This is a genomic window from Pseudomonas sp. IT-P253 (genome assembly GCF_949768125.1).
Classification (GTDB): domain Bacteria; phylum Pseudomonadota; class Gammaproteobacteria; order Pseudomonadales; family Pseudomonadaceae; genus Aquipseudomonas.
Genome location: NZ_CATKPT010000011.1, coordinates 285,600 through 311,271, shown reverse-complemented (window position 1 = coordinate 311,271; position 25,672 = coordinate 285,600). Strand labels below are relative to the sequence as shown.

Below are 25,672 nucleotides of genomic sequence, written 5' to 3'. Positions count from 1 at the left end.
GACAAGAACAGGAGATTTACGATGACGATTAATGTTCTTCGTACTGCAGTGGTCGCCGTTGGTTTGAGTTTTGCGTTAGCGCATCCGGCCTGGGCAAAAGTTTCCGCTGATGAAGCCGCCAAGTTGAAGGGCGACCTGACGTGTGTCGGGGCCGAGAAACAAGGCAATGCCGATGGATCAATTCCCGCTTTTTCCGGTAAATGGCTGGGTGTTCCACCACAACTCAAGTTCCCTGGGACGGGCCACTACTGGCCTGATCCGTATGCGGATGAAAAACCACAGTTCATCATTACTGCGCAGAATATGGCCCAGTATGCAAACAACCTGACAGCTGGCCAGCAAGCGCTGCTAAAAAAATACCCCGATACTTTCAAGATCCCGGTCTATGCCAGTCATCGTGATTTCCGTTATCCGGATTGGGTGTGTGCTACAGCTGAAAAGAACGCGACGCAAGCAGAAATGGTCGACAACGGCGAGGGGTTCATCGCAACCACTGGAGCACCTCCGTTCCCGATTCCAAAGACCGGACTGGAACTGTTCTGGAACTTCAACAACACCTCTTTGCAACCGTGGACTGAGGCCTCGGTCCAGCAGCAAGCCGTAGTTTATCCGGACGGTAACACCGCATGGGGTGAGGTAGACATGCGCTGTCTGTCCCCACGAGGCGAGCCGACCGTTCGAAGAAGCACTGATTCTAATGAACAACCTTACGGAGGTGTGAACTCCTGGTGTTTCGTCAAAACCATCCTTCCGCAGCGCGATAAAGGCTCGGTGTTGGTGGCGGGCGACTATTTCAACTACGCCAAGCGTCCTCGTGATGCCTACCAATACAACCCAGGCACCCGCCGTGTGCGCCAGTTACCTTCATTCGGCTTCGATATGCCGCAAGGGCCGGGTGGCTTCCGCACGGTGGACGACGATCACTTGTTCAACGGTTCGCCAGAACGGTATGACTGGAAAATCGCAGGCAAGCGTGAAATCTACATTCCCTGGAACAGTTATCGTGTCCACCAAAGTGACGTGACCACGGACGAGTTGCTCAAGAATAAAGGTCATATCAACACCGACAAGATGCGCTTTGAGAAACACCGTGTCTGGGTGCTCGAAGGTAATCTCAAGCCTGGCTTCCGGCATCAATATGCCAAGCGCGTGATTTACGTTGATGAGGACACTTGGGCGGGGGTGACGGCGGACGAGTACGACAGCCGTGGCCAACTCTGGCGTACGGTGCTGACTAACTGGCTATACGCCTATGAGATCCAGGGCTACTACTACGGCGTGGTGGGACATCATGACCTGATCTCCGGTGCCTACCTGGTCGACCGGATGACCATGGGCCGTGGTGCGCCAAAACTCAACGATGGGGGGATGACTCCAGCCATGTTCACGCCTGAGGCGGCTGCTCGCGCCGGTCGTTAACGATCGTTTGCCGAACAGTTAACCAGAGAATGCCCCGGCCAGTCCGGGGCATTCTCATCATGGGAGCATCATCAGTGATGAATCATATCGACTGGCCCGATCTGACCTTCGATTACCGTGGCCGACATGTGTTGGTGACAGGTGGAACCAGTGGAATCGGTGCCGTGATCGCTGCGGCTTACCACCGCGCAGGCGCGCAGGTGTGTGTGACCGGAACGCGTACGGCAGCGGCTGACTATCCAGAGGATCTGAGCGGCTACTGCTATATGCCACTCAATGTGCTTGATAACGATCAAATAGAAAACGTCGCGTGTGCTTTGCCGCAACTCGACATCCTGGTGCATTGCGCGGGCGTGGCCTTGTCCGGGGATGGTGGCAGTGAGTTCGACCCCGATACTTTCGAGCGTGCCTTGCAGATCAATCTGTCGAGCTTCTATCGCATGGCCCTGGCGCTGCAGCCGAAGCTGGCAGTGAGTTCGCTGCCGGGAGGCGCGAGCGTGATCAGCATTGCATCTATGACATCGTTCTTTGGCAACCCTGTCGTCCCTGGCTATGGCGCGGCCAAGGCAGGGCTGGTGCAGTTGAGCAAAACACTGGCCATCGCCTGGGCCGGGCAGGGTATCCGGGTCAATGCGGTAGCGGCGGGCCTGACCGAGACCCGCATGACGGCAAAACACATCGCCAATGATCAAGCGCTTGAGCCGGTCATGCAGCGTACGCCGCTCAAGCGAGTCGCCCAGCCGGTGGACATTGCCGGTGCCGTTCTCTTTCTGACCAGCTCCGCTGCCGCATTCATCACGGGGCAAACGCTCCCGGTCGATGGCGGATATTCGGTGGTGGGGTAAATCATCCAGTGATTCTCAGGAGTTAGTCATGGCCAAGGTTATTCCAAGCGTCGAGCATATCCGTCAGATGTTCGAGCGTTATGCTTTATGTCTCAGTAAAGGCGACGTTGAGGGTGTCGTTTCGTTGTTTGCTCCGGAGGCGTTATTAGAGGATCCAATAGGAACCAAATATCGTGGGCATGCGGCGATCCGTGATTTTTTCCAGCGCAGTTTCAACGGTGTCGGTGGGCGCATCCGGTTCGAGCCTGAAGGTCAAGTGCGCATTCACAATGAGCACGCAGCCTGTGCCTTTACGGCCATCTGTGATCATATTGATCCACCCTTTGAGGTCGATACGCTAGACATCGCTCGTTTCGATGAGCAAGGGCGGTTTGGCTCTTTGGTTGCGATCTGGAGTCAAGCCAACGTGCGCACGGGAAGGCCTCTGAAATGAGCAGCTCCACGATCCAATCGCATTCTACCGGGCATTTGCGTTGGGCTATGCCCGTATTGCTGGCCAGTTCACCGGCGATGGCATTGTTGTACACCGCCGTTAGCCCGGTACTGCCGGAGCTGGCTGACTATCTGGGTGGAGATCCTGGCGAGGCGGCATTGATGGCGCAGCTGGTGATGATGGTTCCGAGCATCGGTTTGATGTTTGGCGGCCCGCTGACTGGCTGGTTGGTTGACCGCCTGGGGGCGAGATTTTTACTGATTGTTTGTGCCGGGATCTATGCGCTCACCGGGTCGGCAGGTTTGTATCTGGACAGTGCCTGGAGCTTGTTGCTAAGCCGCTTTTTTCTGGGGATGTCAGCCGCGGGATTGGGTACGTCCACACTGGTGTTGATCGGCGAAAGCTTCGATGCCCAGGCTCGGAATCGAATCGTAGGCTATCAGTCGGCGTGCGGCGCGCTGATGGGCTTGTTGTCGATGCTATTGGCCGGATACCTCGGCCAATTGGCTGGCTGGAGACTGCCCTTTAGCTTCTACTTGCTCGGCGTGCCACTGCTGGTGTTGTCCGTGCTGGTGATCCCCAAGCGCGGTCCACCCCCCGTCGCCGTGGACTATAAAGCGAGAGAAAAGAGCTCGATCCGCAGTCTATTCCCACTGTATCTGGGCTTCATCCCATTGTACGCTGCGGTATTTACCAGCAGCACACAAACCTCGTTTCTACTGGCGGACAGTGGCGTGTCCAAGCCGACGATCCTGGCACTGGTACTTGCAATGTCAGCGCTTGCCAACACGCTGGGAGCCACCGGGTACGGATTTCTGCGGAGCCGATTGGGCAGTCGTCGCGTGTTTTTTCTCGGGCTTATTGCGCTTGCGATTGGGCATGTGGTGTTGGGCTTATCCAGTGGTGCATGGGTAGCGGGTCTAGGATGTGCCATGACGGGCCTGGGAGGAGGAATTCTGACTCCACATCTTGTCAATCTGGTGCTGGACCGCGCCAGCGAAAGCCAGCGAGGACGAGCGGTTGGCGTCATGTACAGCGCACTGTTCTTTGGCAGCTTCCTCAATCCACTGCTCATGGCGCCTTTAGCCGCATGGTTTGGACGTCATACGGCGGTGTTGGGGATTGGCATAGTGCTGACGATTGTTGCGTTGCTCATCCTGTCGCGGCGTGAACGGCCTGATCAGTCGTCGACGGCTCCTGCCCAGGTGCCGTCTTCGTCAGGCTGAATCACGATGAGTGCGGCTGACGCCTGAGTATTTCCAGGCGGACGCCGTTCGGGTCACTACAGGACAAACCGCATAGACCGCGTTGGTCCTGTGCGCGAAAGTGGACGATACCGCCTCTTGCCTCAATAGTATCTGCAGCGGTGGCAAGGTCGGTGGCGGACAACATCAGAAAGTTAAACCCGTAACTGCTCAATGGCGCCCGAGTGAGTGAACCGAAGCAGAGTGGGTGATCAATTTTAAGCAGTTCGAGTGTGTCGCCTTGGGCGTTTCGGACCATTTGCGCACTGAGCCGGACGTCGTCCAGTTCATTGATGGTGTCCAGCCACTCGCTTTGCAAATCGAAACGTTCAGCTTTAGCAAAGTTGAGTTGCGAATAGAAGTCGAGGGCAGGCTCTATCGCTGAAGTACACATCCCTGAATGCGAGAAGCGGTCATTTTCTTCGGGGCAATGCATGAGTTCGATACGTATCCCGTTCGGGTCGCTGGCATACATCATGGTGACCTGTGCCTCGGAAAAAAATGCACGGGTGTGCGGGTAGATCTTTCCACCCGCGGCATCAATCCGCTCTGCACTGCGCGAAATATCGGCCACCCAGAATGCCAGGTGCGTGAGGCCGTATTGATTGTTAGGGCGTCGTTCCAATGAGCCTGAGGATTGTGGGTTCTCGAGTTCAAACAGTGTCAAATCGACCCCTTGAGAGTTGCGGACGCTTTGAAGACGGCCCCGCGCATTGTGCAGTTCGCCGCTTCCTGGAAGGCAGGCCAGGTCCAGCGTGTGCGGTGAGAGTTGGGGCGTGAAATCCAAGGCGTCTTCATAGAAACGCACTGATCGATTGAGGTCATGGACGCATAAGCCTCTGGACTTGAACTGAATATTCATCGCTTCTCTCTTCATTGATCAGTGCTGTGGATGAGTACTTTGCCGGTTGACATATCCGCTTCCCGCGCGCGTCGAAGATCCTCCTTTTGTGTTCTTCGGCCATCGTCCGCTTGGACTAACAAAACAACGTTCAACCTATCGCTGCATACCCGACTCAATCTCGCTCAAAAGTAGTCCGGACGGACGATGGATGACGCGCTCCATTGCCGTAATTTCAATTCAAAGGCCTGTCGCCGACGAGCCGCTCAAGCGGTCGTCACGGGGATTGGTGTGAGTAGAAATCAGCCAGGAGAGAGCTCGGGCATGAAAGTCGAAAATAGAGAACCGTTGGCCGAGTATTCGCAAGCGCGCGTGCTCCCAGGTGCAACACTGACTCACTTGCAGCGTCTCGAAGCCGAAAGCATCGATATCATGCGCGAAGCGGTATCGGACAGTGAAAACCCGGTGATGATGTACTCCATCGGCAAAGACAGTTCGGTCATGCTGCATTTGGCAATGAAGGCTTTTTATCCATCCAAACCGCCGTTCCAGTTCCTTCACGTGGACACCACGTGGAAGTTCCGCGAGATGATCGAGTTCCGCGACAAGACCGCAGACAAGCTGGGTATGGATCTGTTGGTGCATATCAATCCGGAAGGGGTGGAGAAGAACATCAATCCTTTTGATCACGGCTCTTCCTTACACACCGACATCTGGAAAACCCAAGGTCTCAAGCAGGCGCTGGACAAGTACGGCTTTGATGCGGCGTTCGGTGGCGCACGCCGCGACGAAGAGAAATCGCGAGCCAAGGAACGCATCTTTTCATTCCGCTCGGCCCAGCATCGCTGGGATCCGAAAATGCAACGTCCAGAGCTCTGGCGTTTGTACAACTCTCGCAAAAACAAAGGTGAGAGCATTCGGGTGTTCCCTCTGTCGAACTGGACCGAGCTGGATATCTGGCAATACATCTATCTGGAAAACATCGAGCTGGTTCCGCTGTACTTCGCCAAAGAGCGTCCTGTGGTCGAGCGCGACGGTACGCTGATCATGGTCGATGACGAGCGCATGCCGTTGCTTCCAGGCGAAACGCCGATGATGAAAAGCGTGCGCTTCCGCACCTTGGGTTGCTACCCCCTGACCGGCGCTGTCGAGAGTACTGCTTCGACGTTGCCGGAAATTATTCAGGAAATGCTCCTGGCTAAAACCTCCGAGCGCCAGGGTCGCATGATCGATCATGACTCAAGCGGCTCGATGGAGAAGAAAAAACAAGAGGGGTACTTCTAATGGCACACGTTTCTGATTTGATTGGCGAGGATATTGAACAGTATCTGCACGCCCACCAGCACAAGAGTTTGCTGCGTTTCATTACCTGCGGCAGTGTCGATGACGGCAAAAGTACCCTGATCGGTCGGTTGCTTTATGAATCGAAGATGCTGTTTGAAGACCAACTTTCTGCACTGGAAGCTGATTCCAAGAAAGTCGGTACCCAAGGGGGGGATCTGGACTTCGCATTGTTGGTCGATGGCTTGGCCGCCGAGCGCGAGCAGGGCATCACCATTGACGTGGCTTACCGGTTTTTCTCCACTGACCGCCGCAAATTCATCGTCGCCGATACCCCGGGTCATGAGCAATATACCCGTAACATGGTGACCGGTGCTTCGACCGCCGATGTGGCGGTCATCCTGATCGACGCCCGTCGTGGTGTGCTGACTCAGAGCCGTCGCCACAGTTATCTGGTTTCGCTGATCGGTATCCGGCATGTGGTGCTGGCAATCAATAAACTCGACATGGTCGATTATTCAAAAGCGCGATACGACGAGATCGTCGATGAGTACCGCGCATTCGCGCAGCAGATTGGTATCGAACAGTTCCAGGCCATTCCGATGTCGGCACTCAAGGGTGACAACATCATCGACAAGAGCCCTAATACGCCTTGGTACGACGGCCCGACACTGATGGAGTACCTGGAAACCGTCGAGATCGACAATGATCTGTTGATTCGTGGTCCTTTCCGTATGCCTGTGCAATGGGTCAACCGTCCGAACCTGGATTTCCGTGGTTTTTCGGGGCGTATTCTCGGCGGTGCGATCAAGCCGGGCGACCGGGTTCGTGTCTTGCCATCCGGGCGCGAGAGTACGGTCAAACGTATTGTTACTTATACCGGCGACCTGCCGATTGCTGTGGCGGGACAGTCGATCACTTTGACCTTGGCGGATGAAGTCGATATCAGCCGTGGCGATGCCATCGTTACGGTCGATGCGCCGGCATCGGTGGCGGATCAGTTTGAAGCCAATCTGGTCTGGATGAGTGATGAGGCATTGGTGCCTGGGCGTCAGTACCTGATGAAAATCGGCGCCAAGACCGTGACCATGACCATTGCCGCGCCCAAGTACAAGGTCAATGTAAACACCCTTGAACACTTGGCGGCCAAGACCCTGGAACTCAACGAAATCGGTGTGTGCAACCTCAGCCTGGATCAGGCGGTGGCGTTTGACCCCTACACCGAAAACCGTGACATGGGCAGCTTCATCATCATCGATCGAGCCAGCAACACTACGGTCGCTGCGGGGATGTTGCACTTCGCCTTGCGCCGTTCGCAGAATATTCACTGGCAGGCCATCGAGGTCAACAAGGCCGCTCATGCGAAACTTAAAGGGCAGCGTCCCGCGGTAGTCTGGTTTACCGGTTTGTCCGGTGCCGGCAAGTCGACCATCGCCAACTTCGTGGAAAAACGCCTGCACGCATTGGGTCGTCACACGTATCTGCTGGATGGCGACAACGTGCGTCACGGTTTGAACAAAGATCTTGGTTTCACCGAAGCGGATCGAGTGGAGAACATCCGTCGAGTCGCCGAAGTCTCGAAGCTGATGCTTGATGCCGGTTTGATTACTCTGGTTTCGTTCATCTCACCGTTCCGTACCGAACGTGATATGGCTCGCAGCCTGATGCAGGAGGGCGAGTTCTGCGAAGTGTTCGTCGACACGCCGTTGGGAGTGGCCGAAGAGCGTGATCCGAAAGGGTTGTACAAAAAAGCACGCCGTGGCGATCTGAAAAACTTCACGGGTATCGACTCGCCGTATGAAGCGCCAGAGAATCCTGAGTTGCGTATCGACACCACCTCGCTATCGCCCGAAGATGCGGCGGAGCGTATTGTCGAACACCTGCGCACTATGGGCATCCTGACCTGAGTGCGTCGAGCCTGAAGCTGCCCGGATAAGTCTTCGGACTTATTTGGGCGGTGTCGATCACGCAGATGGAGAATTATGGATGAGCGGAATCGTCTTCGACTTTAGCCAGTTGGATGTCATCGTCACCGGCGGTACCAGCGGCATCGGTCTGGCAACCGCCAGGTCATTTCTGGCTGCCGGTGCAAGGGTTACTGTTACCGGGCAACGTGCGACGCTTGGTGAGTATCCGGACGTGGATTTGAGTGGTCTTGATTACCACTGCCTGCGGCTGGATAACAAAGGCTCAATTGCGGACTTTGCAGGTTCGGTCAAGTCTGTCGACATCTTGATCAATAACGCAGGGCATATCATGCCCGACGCTGATTTTGCCGAGGCCGTTCAAGTCAATCTGAATGCAGTCTACGAGTTGAGCGCAGCGTTGCGTCACACGCTGACCAAAAGCCTGCTTGAAGGGGGAGCCAGCATCATCAATATCGCCTCGATGATGTCCTATTTTGGCAGTCCGCATATGCCTGGTTATGGCGCAGCGAAGGCAGGGGTTGTGCAGCTGACAAAAACCCTGGCGGTGGCTTGGGCGAAGGAAAATATCCGCGTCAACGCGATCGCTGCAGGTTCGGTGCCGACCAGTATGACCGCGACCTACGCGGACAATCCTTATTGGGCCAAGGTGGTCAGTGACAAAACTCCCTTGGGACGTTGGGCTACGCCGCAGGAGATGGCCGAGCCGATCATGTTTCTCTGTTCACCTTCGGCCAGTTACATCACCGGTCATACCTTGGTGGTCGACGGTGGTTATTCGGTAATCGATTGATCCAGCCCGGACACGTCAGGGATACAGGGCTGCAAGCTGGCCATAACAATAAAATGAGGAGCAAGACATGCAACGTTTCAACGGGAAAGTAGCGCTGGTGACCGGTGCAGCCTCCGGTATTGGTCGTGCCAGTGCAGTGCGTCTGGCACAAGAGGGCGCAAAACTTCTGCTGGCAGACATCAATGCTGCGGGCCTTGAGTCTGTCGCCGCACAGCTGCGAGAAGCTCATGGGACCGAGGTCGCCTGTTTTACCTTTGACGCCACTGACATGCAAAGTTGCCGGGAAATGGTTGCACTGGCGGTGGCGCATTTCGACCGCCTCGATGTGCTGTGCAACATTGCCGGCATTGCCGGTGGTTGGCACTTCGCGCAGATGACCGACACCCAATGGCGGCGGATGCTGACGATTAACCTGGATAGCGTATTTGCCATTTCCCAAGCGGCGATTCCCGCCCTGATTGCCAGTAAAGGCAATATCGTCAATATGTCTTCAGCCTCGGCTAAACAAGGCCAGGCTTATCTGGCGGCCTATTGTGCTTCCAAGGCTGCGGTGGTTGCGTTGACCACCAGTATCGCCGTCGAGTTTGCCGCTGATGGTGTGCGGGCGAATGCGATTTGTCCGGGCGGGGTAAACACCAATATCCATGCCACGATCCAGTTCCCGGAAGATATCGATCAGAAATTGATGGCCAAGCTGTACCCACTGTCAGCCATTGCCGAGCCTGAGGAAATCGCTGCCGCTGTCGCTTACCTGGCCTCTGATGAAGCGCGCTACGTCACCGGTATCGACTTCTCCATCGATGGCGGGCAGACCATGTCCTGAACGGACATCCGTCCGCGATAGCCGAACAGAATTATAAAAAAATGGAGTCCATCAGTATGTCCAGTGGCTTTAGCCATCTCATGTCCCCAGGGTCGATCGGATCCATGGCCCTGCGCAACCGGATCATCATGTCGCCGATGGGATCGAACCTGGCAGAGCCTGAAGGCTTCTGTGGCGAGCGCATCGTGCGTTATTACGAAGCGCGCGCCAAAGGCGGCGCAGCAATGGTCATCATGGGCTCCACGGGTGTGGCGTGGCCGCGCGGCTCGGGTAATCAGATGCAGGTGGCGATCTCCGAGGACCACTTCATTCCAGGGCTCAAGGCAGTGGCCGACGCGGTGCATGCTCACGGCGGAAAAATCGCCATGCAGCTGCAACATGCCGGTGCCATTGCGGTGAATGAGCCGTTGCGCGGTTTGCCGTTGCTGGTGCCGTCCATACCTACAGATAAAGCGTTTGACTGGCCTGTAGATTTGACCCCGGAAGAAAACAAGGAGATGTTCGAAGCGTTTTTCAAACCCGGCGTAGTGATAAGCCACCACGTGGCCACTGAAGAAGATCTGGAATGGGTAATCGACTGTTTTGCCCAGGCCGCGCGTCGAGCCAAGGCTGCGGGTATGGACGGTGTTGAGATCCACGCAGGACATGGCTACTTGCTGTCGGGTTTTTTGTCTCCTTCGAGTAACAAGCGCGATGACCGCTGGGGCGGCTCGTTGGAAAATCGCGCGCGGTTGTTGGTCGACGTCATCAAGCGGATCAAGAGTACCGTGGGCGCAGAGTACCCGGTGTGGTTCCGTCTCGATTCTCAAGAGTTCCTGATGGATGACGGTATCACCCTGGAAGATGCAGTAGCAGTGGCCCGACTTGGCGAGCAGGCTGGCGCCGACGCGATCCATGTGACGGCGAACGCAGATAAAAGTAAGGGCATCAGTTTCACAGAAGGCCACGCCACGCATTTTCCCGGCTACTTTGTCAAAAATGCCGAGGCAATCAAGGCTGCGGTCAACATTCCAGTGATCTGCCCCGGGCGCATCGAGCCGGAAGTCGGTGATCGGTTGATCGGTGAAGGCAAGTTGGACTTTATCACCATGGCGCGCAAGCTCCTGGCCGACCCTGAGTTACCGAACAAACTCGCAACCAATCGTCCGGAATTGGTTCGTCCATGCATCTATTGCTACACCTGCATCAGCCAGATATTTCTGGGTACCAATGTGCGCTGTGCGGTCAATGCGCAGACTGGCTATGAAAATACCGCGCCCATCATGCCCATCGAGGGCCCGCGCAAGCGAATAATAGTGGTTGGTGGTGGGCCGGCAGGTATGGAAGTGGCGCGAGTCGCGGCCTTGCGTGGTCACGAGGTACAGCTGTATGAGGCCTCCAAGCGTCTTGGCGGAACAGTGTTTTTCTCATCCATTGTCTATCCGGAAAACGGCAAACTGATCGAGTACCTTGCCCGGCAGATGATCGAACTCAAAGTGTCGGTGCATTTGAACTGCACCGTCACCCCTGAGTTGGTCAGGCAGCTGCAACCGGATGCGGTGGTGGTCGCGACAGGCGCCACGCGCAGCTTGATCGATTTACCCGGATCCAAATTGCCCCACGTATTCAGCGGCGATGAAATGCGCTCCATGGTGACCGGCCAGTACGGTCCTGAACTCGCCCGCAAACTGCCAGCCTATGTTCGCTTGCTGATCACTACCGGCAGGACCCTGGGCTTTCTCAATAACGCGGCAACCATCAGCCATATGAGCGAGTACTGGCTACCGCTCGGCAAACATGTGGTGATTTACGGCGGCGGGTTGGTAGGTGTCGAACTGGCCGAGTTCCTCGCCGAGCGTGGACGCAAGGTCACTGTCATCGAGCCAGGCGTCAGCTTCGGTAAAGAGCTGATGATGGTTCGCCGCTGGCGCCTGATGGACACCCTTCGCAAGCTGAAAGTAACGCTTCTGTCGTCCAGCGATCTGCTTGAGATCAAAGCTGATCGTGTGGTTTACCGCACGGCCACCGGACAAGTGCAATCGCGCAAGGCCGATACCGTCATCATGGCGCTGGGCGCCAAACCGAGCGGGGAAAAGCTGTCCAGGAGCCTTGAATCCGAGTGTGCCCACGTGCACTGCATCGGCGATGCTCAGGAGCTGGGTTACATCGAGGGAGCGATCCGTACGGGCAACGCCGTCGGCCGCGCGCTCTGAGTTTTTACCAATATTTGGGAGTTGAACGATGAACATCTCGCCTTCAAGCGATCAAGCCGTTCGCGACAAAAATAAAGCGTTGTTCGTACGCATGCTGGGTCACCTTGGACGAAAGGAATTCGACGAGTTCGAGGCTTGCCTTGCGCCGGATATGCTTCAGGAATGGCCTTATCGCCCGGTGCCGAACATGCCCTCGAGCCTGGTTGGTAATCACGCATTACGTACACTGATCGAGCGCGGCACCGCACCTTTTGACCCTTATGCGTATGAGATCGAATCGATGCATGATTTGCTCGATCCCAATACGCTGATCGCCGAATACAGCTCCCACACTTTTTACCATCCCACCAACAGACCGTATTCGAATTTCTATCTGAGTATTTTCCGGTTTGTTGACGACAAGATCGTGTACTGGCGCGAGTACGTGAACCCGCTGATCATCAAGGAGGCCTTGCTCGACGATTTCACCAAGCCTGTGTCCGCCGATCCGGAGGAGCCGCGATGAACATGGCGGACACCCTGGACCAACTGCTGTCCATTGAGCTGATCAAGCGCCTGAAAGCCAGCTATTTCCGGTGTATTGATAGCCAGGACTGGTTGGCACTCGCTGATTTGTTTACGCAAGACGCACGCTTCGACATGCGCGATGCGAGCGGCCTTCAGCACGACCCCAATGCCTTGTCCGAGGGCCGAGCGAATATCATCGCGTTTTTGCGTGAGGCATTGGCCGGAGTGACCACGATGCACCATGGGCATATGCCTGAAATCGAGATAATCAGCCAGGATTCGGCGGTTGGTGTCTGGGCGATGGAAGATGTTTTGCACTGGTCTGAAGAGTCGGACTCGCCGCTGAGGTTCCTGCAGGGTTATGGCCACTACCACGACGAATATCGACGTGTCGACGGGCGTTGGCAGCTCCATTCCTGCCGTATCAGTCGACTGTTCGTAGAATCTCAGGGGCGCTGAGCAAGACTCAAGTCAGTTGCCCCGATTCATTGTAACGATCATGTTCGATCACCACCGTGGAGCCCTTCCATGAAGACTATCGTTATCATCGGCGCGGGTTTCAGCGGCACGGCGACGGCGGTTCAACTACTGCGACAGAGTCCGGTCGGCCTGCATATCGTGATGGTCAACCGCACTGCAGGCATGGCAAGGGGTATCGCCTATGGAACCAATAGCCCGCATCATCGGTTAAACGTACCGGCAGGAAACATGAGCGCGCTGGCCGATGATCCGCAAGATTTTCTGCGCTACTGCCAGGCATATGATGCCTCGATCGGCGCTGCTGATTTCGTCTCGCGCAAGCGTTACGGCGATTATCTGGCTGCGCTGCTGAACAGTGCCCAAGGGCAATGTCGCTCGGGAAGTACATTGACTTGTCTGGCAGGAGAAGCCTTGGCGTTACGCCCCTGCGAACAGGGGGCTCAGGTCGAGTTGGCCGATGGCCGGTTGATCGAGGCCGCGCATGTGGTCCTGGCATTCGGGCACTTTGCGCCACTTGACCCCAAAGGAATCGATACGGACCTGGGCGCTGGTCGTTATCAACGCGATCCGTGGGCTGCCGAGGGACTGGTATCAAACGTTGCCCATCAACCCGTGCTTTTGTTGGGCTGCGGTCTGACGGCAATGGATGTTGCCCTGAGTCTTGAGCGTCAAACACCTCACGCGCCCATTTATTTGTTGTCACGCCGAGGGCTGTTGCCACTGCCGCATCGTGCGGGCCCAGTGAATACTCAAGTTGATGATGAGCTGGTCCAGAGAATGCTGGAAGGACCGGCGACGGTGCGTTGCTACATGAAAGAGATTCGGCGCCAGGTTCGTTTGGGAGAGGGGGATGGGGTCAATTGGCGTGATGTGTTTGTAATGTTGCGCCCTCATACCGCAACGCTGTGGAAGCGCCTTGCGGTAACTGAGCGCAGACGTTTTATTCGTCATGCCCAGGCGTATTGGGACGTCCATCGTCATCGGGTGGCTCCGAGCTCTTTTCAATCGTTTCAAACGGCGGTGGCTGATGGTCGACTCAAGCCTATGGCGGGGCGAATCAAAACGCTTGAACCATGTGAGCATGGGTTACGCATAGGTATTCAACTGCGCGGGAGTCATCAGCTCACACACATCGAGGTGGCCCAACTGATTAATTGCACCGGGCCGAACTCAGACCTGCGACGTGTCGATGACAAATTGATTCAGCAATTACAGACGGATGGCCTGATCAGCATTGATCCTGACGGAATGGGTTTGCGCGTTGATTCCAGTCTTGCGGTAAAAGATCGAGAGGGTAGACCACTTTCGTGGTTGAGCTATGTAGGGCCGATGCTCAAGGCCGATTATTGGGAGGCGACGGCGGTTCCTGAACTGCGCCAACACGCTTGGCAATTGGCTCGAAAACTGGTTGCTGCCACAGTTCAGTCGCACCTTGAAGATTGAAATCTCGTACTGGTATTGCGCCTGGCCAAGCCGTCGTTGCCCCAAACGAACTAACCGCCTAGGGCTCAGATTTGGAATTGCTTCAGCAGTCCTTGAAGTTCCCCACCCAAGGTTGCGAGACGAGCGCTCGATATTGCGGTCTTTTCGCTGGTGGACGCGCTTTTCTCCCCAATGTCACGTACCTGGACCATGCTGGTGCTGATCGATTCGGCCGCCGCGGTTTGCTCCTCGCCCGAGGCGGCGATCTGTTGATTCATCTGTTTGATGATGGAGACCGACTGCGTAATGCGTCCCAGGGCCGAGCTGGCCTGGCCGGCGAGGTTGACGGTGCTTTGCGTCAATTTGCGACTGTTTTCCATTTCGACGACTGCCTTCTGCGCCATCCGCTGGAGAGTAGTGATCAATATTTCGATCTCTTGCGTCGAGCTCTGCGTGCGCCTGGCCAAAGCACGAACCTCGTCCGCCACCACAGCAAATCCTCGGCCCTGATCGCCGGCCCGAGCGGCTTCAATCGCGGCATTCAATGCCAGCAGATTGGTTTGTTCGGCAACACTTCGAATGACTTCCAGCACGGTGTTGATCTGGGTGCTTTCCTGGTGCAGCTGTTGGACGGCCTGAGCGGAGTGTTCGATTCCGATGGACAAATGATCAATCTGTGCGACGGCTTCGCGCACGACCCGATCACCATGACGGGCCTCTTCGTCTGCTTCATGGGCGGCTCGAGAGGCGTGGTCGGCATTGCTGGCCACCTCTTGAACGGTGATGCTCATCTGCTGGATGGCTGAGGCGGCGAGCTCGGTCTCTGTTTTTTGTATCAACACCCCCTCACGTGTTTGCGCGGTGATGCTTGAAAGAGCTTCGGATGCACTGGCGATTTGACCTACGCCTGTACCAATTTTCCCAATCAGATTTCTTAGACTGAGCATCATGTCTTGCATGGCCGTCAACAACTGTCCAAGTTCATCGGTACGCTCAACTTTCAGGTTTTGTCGCAGATCGCCCGCGGCGACCTTTTGGGCGAACGCGACCGTTTGCAGCAGGGGAGTAACAATCAGCCTGGAAATGATCACCGTGGCGCAGATACCTAGCGCAATTGCAAAGGCCGTCATTGCACCAAGCAACACAAAAACTTGCTGGCTATCGGAGCGCATGGCTTGTTCTTCTGTTAACAGGGCCTCTTCGCTCAGCGCGGTGACAGTCTGTGCCCGTTCGATCAACCTGGCTTCGATGGCCTTGCTATCCAGACGTGCCTGATGGTAATTCTCGAAGGATTGCTGATAGCGGAACAGCGCTTCCAGAGCGCCGTTGAGTGCGTGCATCTGCTCTTCACCCAGCCATACCGAGAGGTTACGTGCCTGAGCTTGAAGCTCATCATTGACCTGTCCCCAGGTATCCAGGGCCTCTTGCGTCCCATCGATAATGTAGAGGCTTTCATTGCTGCGCAGGTCGAGCATGTACTTGCTCAATTTTGAGGCGCTCTCGGCCAAAGACAGAGGGTCACCGCCACGCAGTATGTTTTTGGCCAATTGTTCGTCGCGGGCGGCGTTATACATGTCTTGTTCAATGACTTCGAACTGCCGGCGTGCATCATTGGCATCTTCTGAGATGACGTTACGCGCAGTTTGAGCCTTGGCCACTTGCTCAACGTAGTCTTGGAATTGTTGCCGGTAAATGACAACAGCATCAGTCATTTTTTTTAGATTCGGATCCGCTGGACCCGCTGCGTTCAGGTTGTTGATCTGAAGGGTCGCCTTGTCAAGACGAGCGTTTACCTCCCGCACCGATTCCGCATTCCGAGTCAGCGCGAAGTCTTTTTCAGCTTGGCGTGTTTGCAAAATCTGGGTATTGACTTGAGTAAGTAACACCGCCCGTGTATGCCTTTGGATGATAGCGTTGACTGCATATAAACCGGTGATGGCGACGGTTAACGTCAATCCAAGCACCATGCCAAATCCAAGAATCAGCTTTTTACCTACAGCCAAGTTGGCGCAGGCACGAGAGGCAACACGTAGCATCTGAATGTTCCTTATTATTCTAAAGACATGAGCTTCGTTAGCGTTTTCGCTGAATCCAAAAAAAGGGTGGCTTCCTATAGATAGAGCCAGCAATAGCATCCGCCAAGTTAACATTATCCCAACGTTAAATTATCGGTTGTTGCTTTGGTGTGCCTCGTCCATATGGACTAGCCGGTCGCGCGTATTTTTACTTTCAGGAATAGTCCGAATAGACGATGTTCGAGAGAGTGGCAAAACTTAGGTTACTGGAGAGTAGGAGGGGATACTCGCAGTAGGTAGATACCGCGCGTTGCGATCAACAACAATAAGAGGACGCAGCAAAATGAAGATTTCACCAAGGGCTCTCTGCAAACTGGCCCGGGTGCCGATGTCGGCAGCATTCGTTTCTCTGGCCTTGCCAAATATTAGCTGTTTTGCGGGTGAAACGATCAATTATGACAATGGCGCGAGCTTGGATTACACGCTGACGGCCAACTACGGTATCGGAGTTCGCGCGGAGAAGCAGTCCAGGAGAATTCTTGACCAGCTTAACGCAGACGATTCCGATCGAAATTTCGATCAAGGAAGTCTGACCACCAATCGCCTGAGTTTATTGATCGAATCCGATCTGCATAAGGACAATTATGGGTTGTTCTTGCGTGGTAGTACTTTCTATGACGCGGTCTATAAAGGATCAACTGATAATAAGTCGCAAAGCACATTGAACCATGATGGTGATGCGGACGAGTTCAGTTCAGAGACTCGCAAGTGGGACGGTAGCCGTACCGTCATGCTTGATGCATACACTTATGGGGCCTGGGACCTGGGGGGCGAAAGTAAACTCAGTGCGAAGCTGGGCAAACATTTGGTTGCTTGGGGTGAAAACGTGTTTTTCCCGGGTATTTCGGGCGGACAGAACGGCGCAGATGCCTCAAAGAGTAACATCCCGGGGGTTGAAACCAAGGATATTCTGCTAGGTGCAGAGGCTTTCTCCAGTCAGTGGAATATCACTCAGAACTGGTCTCTGGTGGGGTATTCGCAGTTCCGTTTCCGCCCGACAGAGTTGTCGCCGACGGGCGACTATCTGTTCTCCTCCGATGTCATTGGTCCGGGTTCGGAGAAGCTGTTTTTCGCGCCCGGTGTCGCCATTCCGCGCACGTCAACGGACGATGCACGTGATTCCGGCCAGTGGGGCATTGGCACTCGGTATCGAGTGACACCTTCGACGGAACTTGGTCTCTATCATATTAACTACCACGCCAAAACACCTTCCGTTATTTTCGACCCTTCTGGTAGTTCATATCATGTGAAGTACTTTGAAGATATCAAAGCCACCGCCATGAGTATTTCCACGCGCTTGGGGGATTACAGTCTGGGCGGGGAGGTCGGCTATTATCAAGGGTTGCCAGTTCAAGTAAATACAGCCGGCTTGCCGCAACAAGTCCGCGGCGATGCGGTGCAAGCACAAGCCAATATATATGGATCGTTCGGGCCTAACTTTATGTCTGATCAAGTGATCGTGCTGGCGGAAGTTATTGGCGAGAAACTGCTTGATCTTGATAGTAATCCGTATGGGGCGAGTACCAAAAATACTAGCCTGGCGTCATCTACTCGTACAGGTTGGGGTTATTCGTTTGCCTATATCAACCGATACCTGGGTGTCTTCGACGGTTGGGATATGAGCGTTCCAATCGCGTGGAACCAAGGGGTGAAAGGCAGTGGGGTCATTCAAAGCAGTGGTCTTCTTAATGAGGGTGACAAGCGTCTGAGTGTCGGTTCCAGTTTGATTTATCTCGATAATCTCGAAATTGGCGTTAAATACAATATGTTCTTCGGTGATGCCAATGATCCGAGTCAGCTGGCTGATCGGGACTTTGTCACGCTTAACGCAAAATACAGTTTCTGAACGGTATAAGAGGGTATAAAAATGTTCAGCAAATACTATTCAGGTGCAGCCGCTTGCACCTTGGCGGTGACCTGTCTTGTCAGCGTTCCAGCCTGGGCCAAGGTCTCTGCTGAAGAGGCGTCCAAGCTTGGTAATGAACTGACCTGCCAGGGTGCCGAGAGGGCGGGGAATGCCGAGGGTACGATTCCTGAGTACTCAGGCAAGTGGCTTGGCAAACCTTCGGGTCTTGCTTATGCCGGGACCGGCACACCCTACACCGACCCTTATGCGGATGAAAAACCGCTTTATGTCATCACAGCCAGCAACATGGAGCAGTACGCGGCTAAATTGACCGATGGTCAAAAAGCACTGCTCAAAAAATACCCGGACACCTTCAATCTCCCGATCTATAAAACGCATAGAGACTGGGTTTATCCGCAATGGATTTGTGATGTCTCGAAAAAGAATGCTGTTACGGCCGAACTTGTCGATGACGGGTTGGGTATAAAGGCAACTAATGGCAGTTCTCCATTTCCTATTCCAAAAAGCGGGCTGGAACTCGTATGGAATATGACGGTGCCTGCGGCGTCTCCTCGAGAGGTGGGAACATTCGATACGGCGGTTGTGAACCCCAGTGGCGGAATTTCCTGGGCGCGTGAGTTCCACAAAATCGTACTCAGCAAGGCCGACCCCAAGAATCGAGTGGAAACGACGGGATCAGCTGCCTGGAGTTATGGCGAGAAGCTCGTGCCTCAGCGCGACAAAGGAACCCTGACGTACGCCCGTGTACCCTATAACTACAAATCGGACTTTCTTGATGTCTGGCAGTACAGCCCGGGCACTCGCCGTGTCCGTCAATTGCCTAACTACGGATTTGATCAGCCCGGCCCTGGAGGGTACATCACGCTGGACGAGGGGCAAGTCTTCAATGGTTCTCCCGAGCGTTACAATTGGAAAATGGTCGGCAAGCGCGAGATATATGTTCCTTACAACACGTATAAATTGCTGGACCCGAAACTGAAATATGCGGACCTGCTGAAGAACAAAGGGCATATCAGTCCGGAATACACGCGATTCGAGCTGCATCGGGTTTGGGTCGTTGAAGCCGAGCTGAAACCTGGTTTCCGGCATCTGTATCCCAAGCGAGTCATGTACATCGATGAAGATACCTGGGTGCCACTGATGGGTGACAATTACGATGCCCGAGGGCAATTCTGGCGCACAGTCATGAACCACACGGTGTATGCCTACGATGCTCAAACCGTTTGGCCGCATTTGGCTGTGTACCACGACCTGGTGTCGGGATCCTATATCGCCGATCGCCTGACGACCGAGCAGAAACCTGTCACGTTGGTGGATGACGGCAGCCTCAAGGAAGCGCAATTCTCTCCTGATATGTTGCGCGGGGCAGGGCGCTAAAACACCAGTGGTTGTCCAGTGGTAACAGATAAGGCTCTCCAGGTAATGGGGGGCCTTTTTTGGTTGTGCGCCAGGCGTGGTGCGTTGCGCGCAAGTGCTACTGGCTTGGCGGTGGTGGCTCGCCGCCTTGGCAGCGCGCGGGCTCCAGCGGCGCGACCACGCTGTTTTAACGGCTGCCATTAGCCTATCGGTCTATCACCGCGAATTGCCTGGCCTGGCAAAGTCGACACCATGACTTCGCTCTCCCATCCCGGCCACCGTTCCCCTGAACAACTGCGCGCTCTGGCAGCGCAGTTGATGCAGTGTGTCGAGACGCTCGACCAACAAGTGGAGACGCCTGAAACGCTGGGCAGCGCTGTCGCGCTACCTCAATGACGGGGGGGTTACCCATTGATAATAATTGGGCGCAGAGCCAGATCCGGCCGTGGCACCTGGTGACAAGAACTGGCTTTGTGCAATCTCGTTACGCAGCGGCAAACGGGCGGCGGCGATCATGAGCTTGGTCCAGTCTGCGCGGCTCAATGGGGCATGATCCGTGCGTGTATCCGAAGGATGTTTGCATGCGCCTGCCGACGCGGCGGGCGAGTGAAATCGACCAGGTGCTGCCCTATAGGTGGTAACCGGTTCAGTTACGCAAGGCGGACTGCTCTTGCCGTTGTTGTCGAATAGGTAGCTTATCCGTATGGATGACAGTCGAGATCATAGAGGAATGCAGGAGGCCAAGTGCGGATCAATAAGCAGGTCAATGCCCATTGCACTGCCTGTTTATAGGATTGGAAGACATCAACGGACTGGAGCCGTTGTGTTATTGGGCTGTTGCCCCTTCATTATGTGAAAGGGCATTTGCTGGATGATGGATCCTATCGAGCCAGAACTTGGGATGCATTTTGCCAGACGATCAACGAAACACGGCTGCCAAATTGATTTGTGAGGGGGCAACACAGAGCTGGCCAGGGCCTGGGGTCGTGTAATTGCATATTGCAGCGTTTTCGGGGTGAGGATTTATCCGCGCTTCGATGAGTGTCAACGTCATCGTCAGCGCAGTGACCGATAGTAAAACGACGAACATGTTCTCAATTCTTATTTTTGTTTTCATGCTGACTCCAGTCTGCAAACGCAATCGTGAAGGTTTTAGTGGAGCGTCTTCTCTATCCCGTATCGATTGGAAATTGCTCCATCTACAGGCTACGTGGGCGCGTTTTTCCTCGAATCGTCCAAATGGACTACTCGCTCGAAGGTTCTGGGTTTGGTAGCGCGTAGGCGATTATGTAATCGCCCAGTGTGGTTCCCATATGGGCATGCCCGCCGGCGGCAATGATCACGTACTGTCGTCCATCATGTGATGAAACGTAGCTCATCGGCGTGGCCTGGCCACCCGCGGGAAGGCGGGCCTTCCAGAGTTCTTTGCCTGTTTTGGTCTCAAAGGCACGCAAATAGTTGTCGGTGGTTGCACCAATGAAAACCAGGCCGCTGGCCGTGACTATCGACCCGCCCTGATTCGGCATTCCAAGTTTGAGGGCAATACCGAGCGGGGCGTTGTCCTGGGTCGTGCCCAGAGGGATCTCCCACAGCCGTTGTTTGGTTTTCAGATCAATGGCCGTCAACACCCCCCACGGTGGTGGCGTGCAAGGGATGCCTAACGCAGAAAGGAAAGGAGTGTTCTGCACTGCGTAAGGAGTGCCATATGACGGGTTGTACTGGGTTACACCGGCTTGTTCCTGTCGATCGGCCTCGTCGCGGGGGATGAGCTTGACGATGGAGGCGATTCGATTGGTGTTGGCGATCAGGATCTGACGCTGCTCGTCCACTGCAACGCTGCCCCAACTGCTGGCGCCCAGGTTGCTGGGGTAATTCACGGTCCCTTGCAGTGACGGCGGAGTGAAGATGCCTTCGTGGCGGTAGCGACGGAATTCGCGTAGGCACAAATGGCGGTCGATGGGCGTCAACCCCCAGATATCCTCTTCCGTCAGTACGGTGGGATGCAGTGACGGCATGTCGCTCGAGAACGGCTGAGTGGGTGAAGCGTGGTCACCGGGTGCTGGGTCGCCGGGTACCGGGCGCTCACTCACGTTGCTGAGCGGGGTACCCGTGCGACGGTCGAGGACAAACAGCTGGCCGGTCTTGGTGCTCTGGATGAGTGCGGGGGTCCCGTTGAACTCTGTCAATACCGGCTGGGAAGCCACGTCATAGTCCCACAAGTCATGATGAACGGTCTGAAAAGCCCAGCGGACTTTCCCAGTGCTCACTTCCAGTGCGACGACCGAACTGCTGTAGCGTTCTTCGCTCGGACTACGCTCTCCACCGAAATAGTCAGGCGAACGGTTGCCGGTCGGGATGTAGACCAAACCTAGTTGCGGGTCTGCGCTGAACACTGACCAGGCATTGGCCGAGCCGCGGGTGTAGGTATTTGCAATCTGATCGGTCTCGATAGCGCCGGAGTCCCAAGACCAGAGCGGTTTGCCTGTACGGGCATCAAAAGCCCGAACCACTCCGCTCGGTACATCGGTTGACTGGTTATCAAGCACCAGACCGCCGACCATCACGCTGTCGCCGACTACGGTGGGGGGGGAGGTGACGCTATAAAAGCCTGGCTTGACGCTACCTAGGTGTTCAAGTAGTGACACGGTGCCATTGACGCCGAAATCGGTGCAAGGTTTGCCGGTTTTGGCATTCAGCGCCAGCAACCGTCCATCCAGCGTGGCCGCCAGAATTCGCGTCGGACAGGCCGAAGGAAAATCATTAACGGGATTAACGGGATTAACGGGATTGACGGGATTGACGGGATTGACGGGAGCATCGGCGTGGTAAGCCACGCCTCGGCAGGTCACTAGATAATGTCCTGAGGTATTGCTCTGCGGGTCGAACCGCCAGCGCTCTTTGCCGCTGTCGGCATCAAGGGCGATGATGACGTTGTGCGGCGTGCAAAAATACAGGCTATCGTCGACTTTCAGCGGTGTGGCTTCAAATGCCGGCAAGTTTTTTGTGTCCTGCGTTTCCAGGTCGCCGGTACGGTACGTCCAGGCGACTTGCAGGTTTTTCACGTTATCCGGTCCGATTTGTGTGGCCGGCACAAAGCGCGTACCAGACTGCGTTCGACCGTAATGAGGCCATTGCTCGCTCGCTGGCATGTCGGCAAGCGCCATGCCAGCAAACGGCAGTAACAGGCCTGCGACAGCGCAGCGCCGAGGCGCAGTCAGCTTGAAAAAAAGGTGCATGCTAGGCTTCCTGTTCTTCAAGTTATCAGGCTTCGGTGCTGTCATCCCAAGGGTGGGCAAGGCCAGGATCGGTTTGAATAATCAGCTGTTTGAGCAGGTTTTTCAGGGAGACGGATTCCCAATAACCGAAGCGGTCGAGTACGTCCGCCTCCAGGGCCTTGGCCGCAGCGATAATGCGCAAGGTTGAGTCGCGACCTACTTCTGTGAGGTAGCAGGTAGTGCCATCGAGTCGCACGAAGCCTTTGTCGCGCAGGCCTTGCAAAACTTGCTCGTTGGCCTCGAAGCCGGTGTACGAAAACAGACTGTTGAGTTTTTCCAGGCTTCGCCCGTCTTTCACGCTGAGCACACTCAGGAAAAAGTACTCGGTGTCGTTCAGGCCATAACTCAGCGCGTGTTGACGGATCTGGCTGTAGAACTGGAAGTGTGCACGTGCGAGCAGGTAGCCAATGAAGTCCTCGCTGAAGCTTGAGTCCACATCGGCTCCGGGCGCCATCGACAAGGTTGCGCTTTTACGGGTGGCGACGGCGTATTTCCCTGCCTGAAACACCAATGGCGCAACAGGTTGGTGGTCGAACTCAATCACTTCACCGACGAAAATAATGTGATCGCCGCCTTCATACATAAAGGAAGTCTTGCACTGCATGCGGGTGCAACAGCCGTTAAGCAGAGGCACGCCGCCGAGTCCGAGGTCTATATCGACGCCGTTGAACTTGTCTTCACCACTTTTGGCGAAACGGTTCGACAGGGCTTCCTGTTCGGCCGAGAGAATGTGCACAGCCCAGAATTCGCTGGTTTCGAAAGCCTCCAGATTGCGAGAACTCTTGGCCAGACTCCACAGCACCATCGGTGGATCCAGTGAGACTGAATTGAAGCTATTGGCGGTGATGCCGACCGGGGTGCCATCCGGTGCGCTGGCGGTAATGATGGTGACGCCGGTGGTGAAGGTGCCTAGAGCGTTGCGAAATTCGCGTGGATCGAACTGGGTTTTAGCGTTCATGGTGGGCCTCACGGATCTTGTTTTTGTCAAAAGTGATGGGCGCGGAGGAGGTCTCGGTTCAATTGGCCAGTTTTTGCGTGATGACCAACTGAAATGCGCTATTGAGAGGTTCGAGGACGGCGCGCCACTCATGGGGGCCTTTCTCGATCGGGTGCACGACCAGGATGTCAGCTGCAATCAGGCGATCAACGACAACCTCGATATCTCGCTCGACCTGGATGACCAACGCCGGTTTATCAATGATACGTTCGGCGTCGCTGGCAAGAGTGAGACTCAAAGGGGCTGATTCGAACGCAGCGTAGCGGTCTGCATCACGAAATTTCAGCGCCAGGCCCAGGACGTCCTGAAGCAGGCGCAAGGTTGATTCCAGGTTTGCGACGGGTAGTAAGAGGGCATTGAGCTTCATGGGCACTAACTCCAGCGGTGATGACCCTAGCCTACGGAGTCCCCCCTCTGGATTTCATCGTCCGATGAGACTAGCCGGCGAGTCCTTTGCCGGTTTTCCAGTGTTTTAGGCAGATGAGCACCGACATCGTCCAAATGAACGATTGCCGCGCCGCCCAGGACGCCTAAATTTCCATTAGCATTCCGCAGACTTTGTAGGATTTGATGAGGTAGGATCGTAAGAAATAATCTTGACGTTGCGTCATCAGCGGAAGTGTCGAGCTCCACAATAAAAATAAGCGGGAGAAAAGCATGAGACTCGTTTGGCCTGAACCTGTATCGCACAGCGATGTTTGTCATCCCACCTGTGAACCTGCCGACATGAGCGAACAACAAGATGGGGCTGCCAGCCCTGACGTTTTTTCACGCAGCCGTATGGCCCCGGCAAAGTTCAACCAGCTAATTTCGCTAATTTATGAAGGTCCCCTGGAGACCTTGCCTTGGGCGAGTTCACTCAATTTATTGCGCGACCTTCTGGATGCAAATTGGGTGACGTTGATCTTGCGTCCTGCCTCGGAAAGAAATGATGCGTTGATTATCAATGCAGGGCCTAAAGGTCCCTTTATGGAGCAAGGAAAATTCTCCAGCCGCACCGCTTTTACCCTTGATCCTTTCGTAGGCTTACCGCCAGACAAGGTACTGACGGTGGAAGAGATGATCGGTGCCGGCGATTGGCATACCAGCGACTTCTATAAGCAGTTTGTCGAGCCCTACGATATACGTTATCTGTTGGGGTTCGATCTCTATACCAAAGATGGGTCCGAGTGCCGGTTCCGTGTCTGTCGCAGCCATGCGTCGCAGCCGTTTTCCGATCGGGATCGCGCGGTGTGCGAGGCTCTGTTGCCACATCTGAAACGCTCCATCGAGCTTCACTCCCGACTGGATCACATTGAATCGGAACGCCGTCTGTATGCCGGTGCTGTGGATCGCATGATGCTGGGTACCGTGGTGTTCGATGAGACCGGAACCATCATGAAAACCAACAAAGTGGCCGATGAAATTCTTCGGGCCCATGACGGTATCCACATGTCGAACGGGACGCTGGAGGCCAAGTATTCGACTGAAAATCGCGCTCTTCAACAATTTATCCGGCAGGCACTGGAAAGCGCCACCAATCTTCCACAAGCAATGTCGATCACTCGACCATCGGGATTGGCCAAATATGGCGTGGCGATACGTTCGGTACCTCTGAGCGAGTGGTCGGAAGGACGACATCGGCCAGCTGTTATGGTGTTTTTACGCGATCCAGAGCACAAATCCCAGGCTTCGCCGGACGTGATTCAGTCGCTGTTCGAATTGACCCCGGCCGAAGCGGCTCTGGCGCTGTTGCTGGCTGATGGCATGACGCTGGAAGAGGCAGCGGATGATCTCAATATTCGTAAGAACACAGCGCGAGCGCATCTGCGCTCGATTTTTTCCAAGACCGGGGTGACCCGTCAAACAGCGCTGGTGCGTCTGCTGTTGGGCAGTATTACACCCAACAACGATTGAG

Annotated in this window: 21 protein-coding genes and 2 pseudogenes; 17 read left to right on the top strand and 6 right to left on the bottom strand. The window is 55.2% G+C overall.

Annotation, left to right across the window (positions count from 1 at the left end; all coding sequences use genetic code 11):
- Positions 1–21 precede the first annotated feature (21 nt).
- The 4 genes from ACM6IR_RS07255 (at position 22) to ACM6IR_RS07240 (ending at position 3,923) form a co-directional block, all read left to right on the top strand.
- Positions 22–1,419 (top strand): DUF1329 domain-containing protein, encoded by a 1,398-nt coding sequence (locus ACM6IR_RS07255; RefSeq protein WP_414907064.1) that lies wholly within the window; start codon positions 22–24, stop codon positions 1,417–1,419.
- A 77-nt stretch (positions 1,420–1,496) separates the two neighbouring features.
- Positions 1,497–2,264, top strand: a complete 768-nt coding sequence (locus ACM6IR_RS07250; RefSeq protein ID WP_414907063.1) for an SDR family NAD(P)-dependent oxidoreductase — start codon at positions 1,497–1,499, stop codon at positions 2,262–2,264.
- Positions 2,265–2,292: 28 nt separating this feature from the next.
- Positions 2,293–2,697, top strand: a complete 405-nt coding sequence (locus tag ACM6IR_RS07245) for a nuclear transport factor 2 family protein (protein ID WP_414907062.1) — start codon at positions 2,293–2,295, stop codon at positions 2,695–2,697.
- A complete protein-coding gene (locus ACM6IR_RS07240) occupies positions 2,694–3,923 on the top strand; it encodes an MFS transporter (protein WP_414907061.1) in 1,230 nt (409 codons plus the stop codon). Before ACM6IR_RS07245 ends, ACM6IR_RS07240 begins: the two co-directional genes overlap by 4 nt.
- Before the next feature lies 1 nt (position 3,924).
- On the opposite strand, the gene ACM6IR_RS07235 is transcribed toward ACM6IR_RS07240, so the two are convergent.
- Positions 3,925–4,803: a VOC family protein gene (locus ACM6IR_RS07235; RefSeq protein ID WP_414907060.1), complete on the bottom strand. Its 879-nt coding sequence runs from the start codon at positions 4,801–4,803 to the stop codon at positions 3,925–3,927.
- 303 nt (positions 4,804–5,106) lie between these two features.
- Between ACM6IR_RS07235 and cysD the strand changes: the two genes are divergently transcribed.
- The 8 genes from cysD to ACM6IR_RS07195 all read left to right on the top strand — a co-directional run bounded on the left by cysD (position 5,107) and on the right by ACM6IR_RS07195 (position 14,226).
- Positions 5,107–6,066 (top strand): sulfate adenylyltransferase subunit CysD, encoded by a 960-nt coding sequence (gene cysD / locus ACM6IR_RS07230; protein WP_414907059.1) that lies wholly within the window; start codon positions 5,107–5,109, stop codon positions 6,064–6,066.
- Positions 6,066–7,970 carry a sulfate adenylyltransferase subunit CysN gene (cysN, locus tag ACM6IR_RS07225; RefSeq protein WP_414907058.1) on the top strand — a complete coding sequence of 635 codons (1,905 nt, stop codon included), beginning with the start codon at positions 6,066–6,068 and terminating at the stop codon, positions 7,968–7,970. Before cysD ends, cysN begins: the two co-directional genes overlap by 1 nt.
- Before the next feature lie 79 nt (positions 7,971–8,049).
- The gene (locus ACM6IR_RS07220) at positions 8,050–8,781 is read left to right on the top strand and encodes an SDR family NAD(P)-dependent oxidoreductase (RefSeq protein WP_414907057.1); all 732 of its coding nucleotides are present in this window, start codon (positions 8,050–8,052) and stop codon (positions 8,779–8,781) included.
- Between the two features lie 67 nt (positions 8,782–8,848).
- On the top strand, positions 8,849–9,604 hold the full coding sequence (locus ACM6IR_RS07215; protein WP_414907056.1) for an SDR family NAD(P)-dependent oxidoreductase: 756 nt from the start codon (positions 8,849–8,851) through the stop codon (positions 9,602–9,604).
- A 41-nt stretch (positions 9,605–9,645) separates the two neighbouring features.
- Positions 9,646–11,796: an FAD-dependent oxidoreductase gene (locus ACM6IR_RS07210; RefSeq protein ID WP_414907055.1), complete on the top strand. Its 2,151-nt coding sequence runs from the start codon at positions 9,646–9,648 to the stop codon at positions 11,794–11,796.
- A 28-nt stretch (positions 11,797–11,824) separates the two neighbouring features.
- Positions 11,825–12,301, top strand: coding sequence for a nuclear transport factor 2 family protein (locus ACM6IR_RS07205; protein ID WP_414907054.1), 477 nt, complete (start codon positions 11,825–11,827; stop codon positions 12,299–12,301).
- Positions 12,298–12,762, top strand: coding sequence for a nuclear transport factor 2 family protein (locus ACM6IR_RS07200; RefSeq protein WP_414907053.1), 465 nt, complete (start codon positions 12,298–12,300; stop codon positions 12,760–12,762). The genes ACM6IR_RS07205 and ACM6IR_RS07200 overlap by 4 nt, the downstream gene beginning before the upstream one ends.
- A 69-nt stretch (positions 12,763–12,831) precedes the next feature.
- The gene (locus tag ACM6IR_RS07195) at positions 12,832–14,226 is read left to right on the top strand and encodes an FAD/NAD(P)-binding protein (RefSeq protein ID WP_414907052.1); all 1,395 of its coding nucleotides are present in this window, start codon (positions 12,832–12,834) and stop codon (positions 14,224–14,226) included.
- Between the two features lie 65 nt (positions 14,227–14,291).
- Here ACM6IR_RS07195 and ACM6IR_RS07190 read toward each other — a convergent pair whose 3' ends face one another.
- Complete coding sequence (locus ACM6IR_RS07190; RefSeq protein WP_414907300.1) at positions 14,292–15,152, bottom strand: methyl-accepting chemotaxis protein; 861 nt, start codon at positions 15,150–15,152, stop codon at positions 14,292–14,294.
- A pseudogene (locus ACM6IR_RS07185) lies at positions 15,150–15,335 on the bottom strand (HAMP domain-containing protein); the annotation flags it as partial. The pseudogene ACM6IR_RS07185 and the gene ACM6IR_RS07190, both read right to left, overlap by 3 nt.
- A gap of 1,228 nt (positions 15,336–16,563) precedes the next feature.
- Here ACM6IR_RS07185 and ACM6IR_RS07180 point away from each other — a divergent pair.
- The 4 genes and pseudogenes from ACM6IR_RS07180 to ACM6IR_RS07165 all read left to right on the top strand — a co-directional run.
- Entirely contained in the window at positions 16,564–18,126 is a 1,563-nt protein-coding gene (locus ACM6IR_RS07180; protein ID WP_414907051.1) for a DUF1302 domain-containing protein, read from the top strand.
- A gap of 21 nt (positions 18,127–18,147) precedes the next feature.
- Entirely contained in the window at positions 18,148–19,524 is a 1,377-nt protein-coding gene (locus ACM6IR_RS07175) for a DUF1329 domain-containing protein (RefSeq protein ID WP_414907050.1), read from the top strand.
- 231 nt (positions 19,525–19,755) lie between these two features.
- The gene (locus tag ACM6IR_RS07170) at positions 19,756–19,899 is read left to right on the top strand and encodes a hypothetical protein (protein ID WP_414907309.1); all 144 of its coding nucleotides are present in this window, start codon (positions 19,756–19,758) and stop codon (positions 19,897–19,899) included.
- Positions 19,862–20,144 (top strand): annotated as a pseudogene (locus ACM6IR_RS07165) (IS66 family transposase); the annotation flags it as partial. The gene ACM6IR_RS07170 and the pseudogene ACM6IR_RS07165, both read left to right, overlap by 38 nt.
- Before the next feature lie 603 nt (positions 20,145–20,747).
- Here the strand turns inward: ACM6IR_RS07165 and ACM6IR_RS07160 are convergent.
- Genes ACM6IR_RS07160 through ACM6IR_RS07150 form a run of 3 tightly spaced genes read right to left on the bottom strand, consistent with a single transcriptional unit; the run spans position 20,748 to position 24,142 of the window.
- Positions 20,748–22,739, bottom strand: coding sequence for a pyrroloquinoline quinone-dependent dehydrogenase (locus tag ACM6IR_RS07160; RefSeq protein WP_414907049.1), 1,992 nt, complete (start codon positions 22,737–22,739; stop codon positions 20,748–20,750).
- A 25-nt stretch (positions 22,740–22,764) separates the two neighbouring features.
- On the bottom strand, positions 22,765–23,736 hold the full coding sequence (locus ACM6IR_RS07155; protein WP_414907048.1) for a flavin reductase: 972 nt from the start codon (positions 23,734–23,736) through the stop codon (positions 22,765–22,767).
- Positions 23,737–23,794: 58 nt separating this feature from the next.
- Positions 23,795–24,142 carry a VOC family protein gene (locus ACM6IR_RS07150; protein ID WP_414907047.1) on the bottom strand — a complete coding sequence of 116 codons (348 nt, stop codon included), beginning with the start codon at positions 24,140–24,142 and terminating at the stop codon, positions 23,795–23,797.
- A 290-nt stretch (positions 24,143–24,432) separates the two neighbouring features.
- Between ACM6IR_RS07150 and ACM6IR_RS07145 the strand changes: the two genes are divergently transcribed.
- Positions 24,433–25,671: a helix-turn-helix transcriptional regulator gene (locus ACM6IR_RS07145; RefSeq protein ID WP_414907046.1), complete on the top strand. Its 1,239-nt coding sequence runs from the start codon at positions 24,433–24,435 to the stop codon at positions 25,669–25,671.
- The last annotated feature ends 1 nt before the right edge of the window (position 25,672 follow it).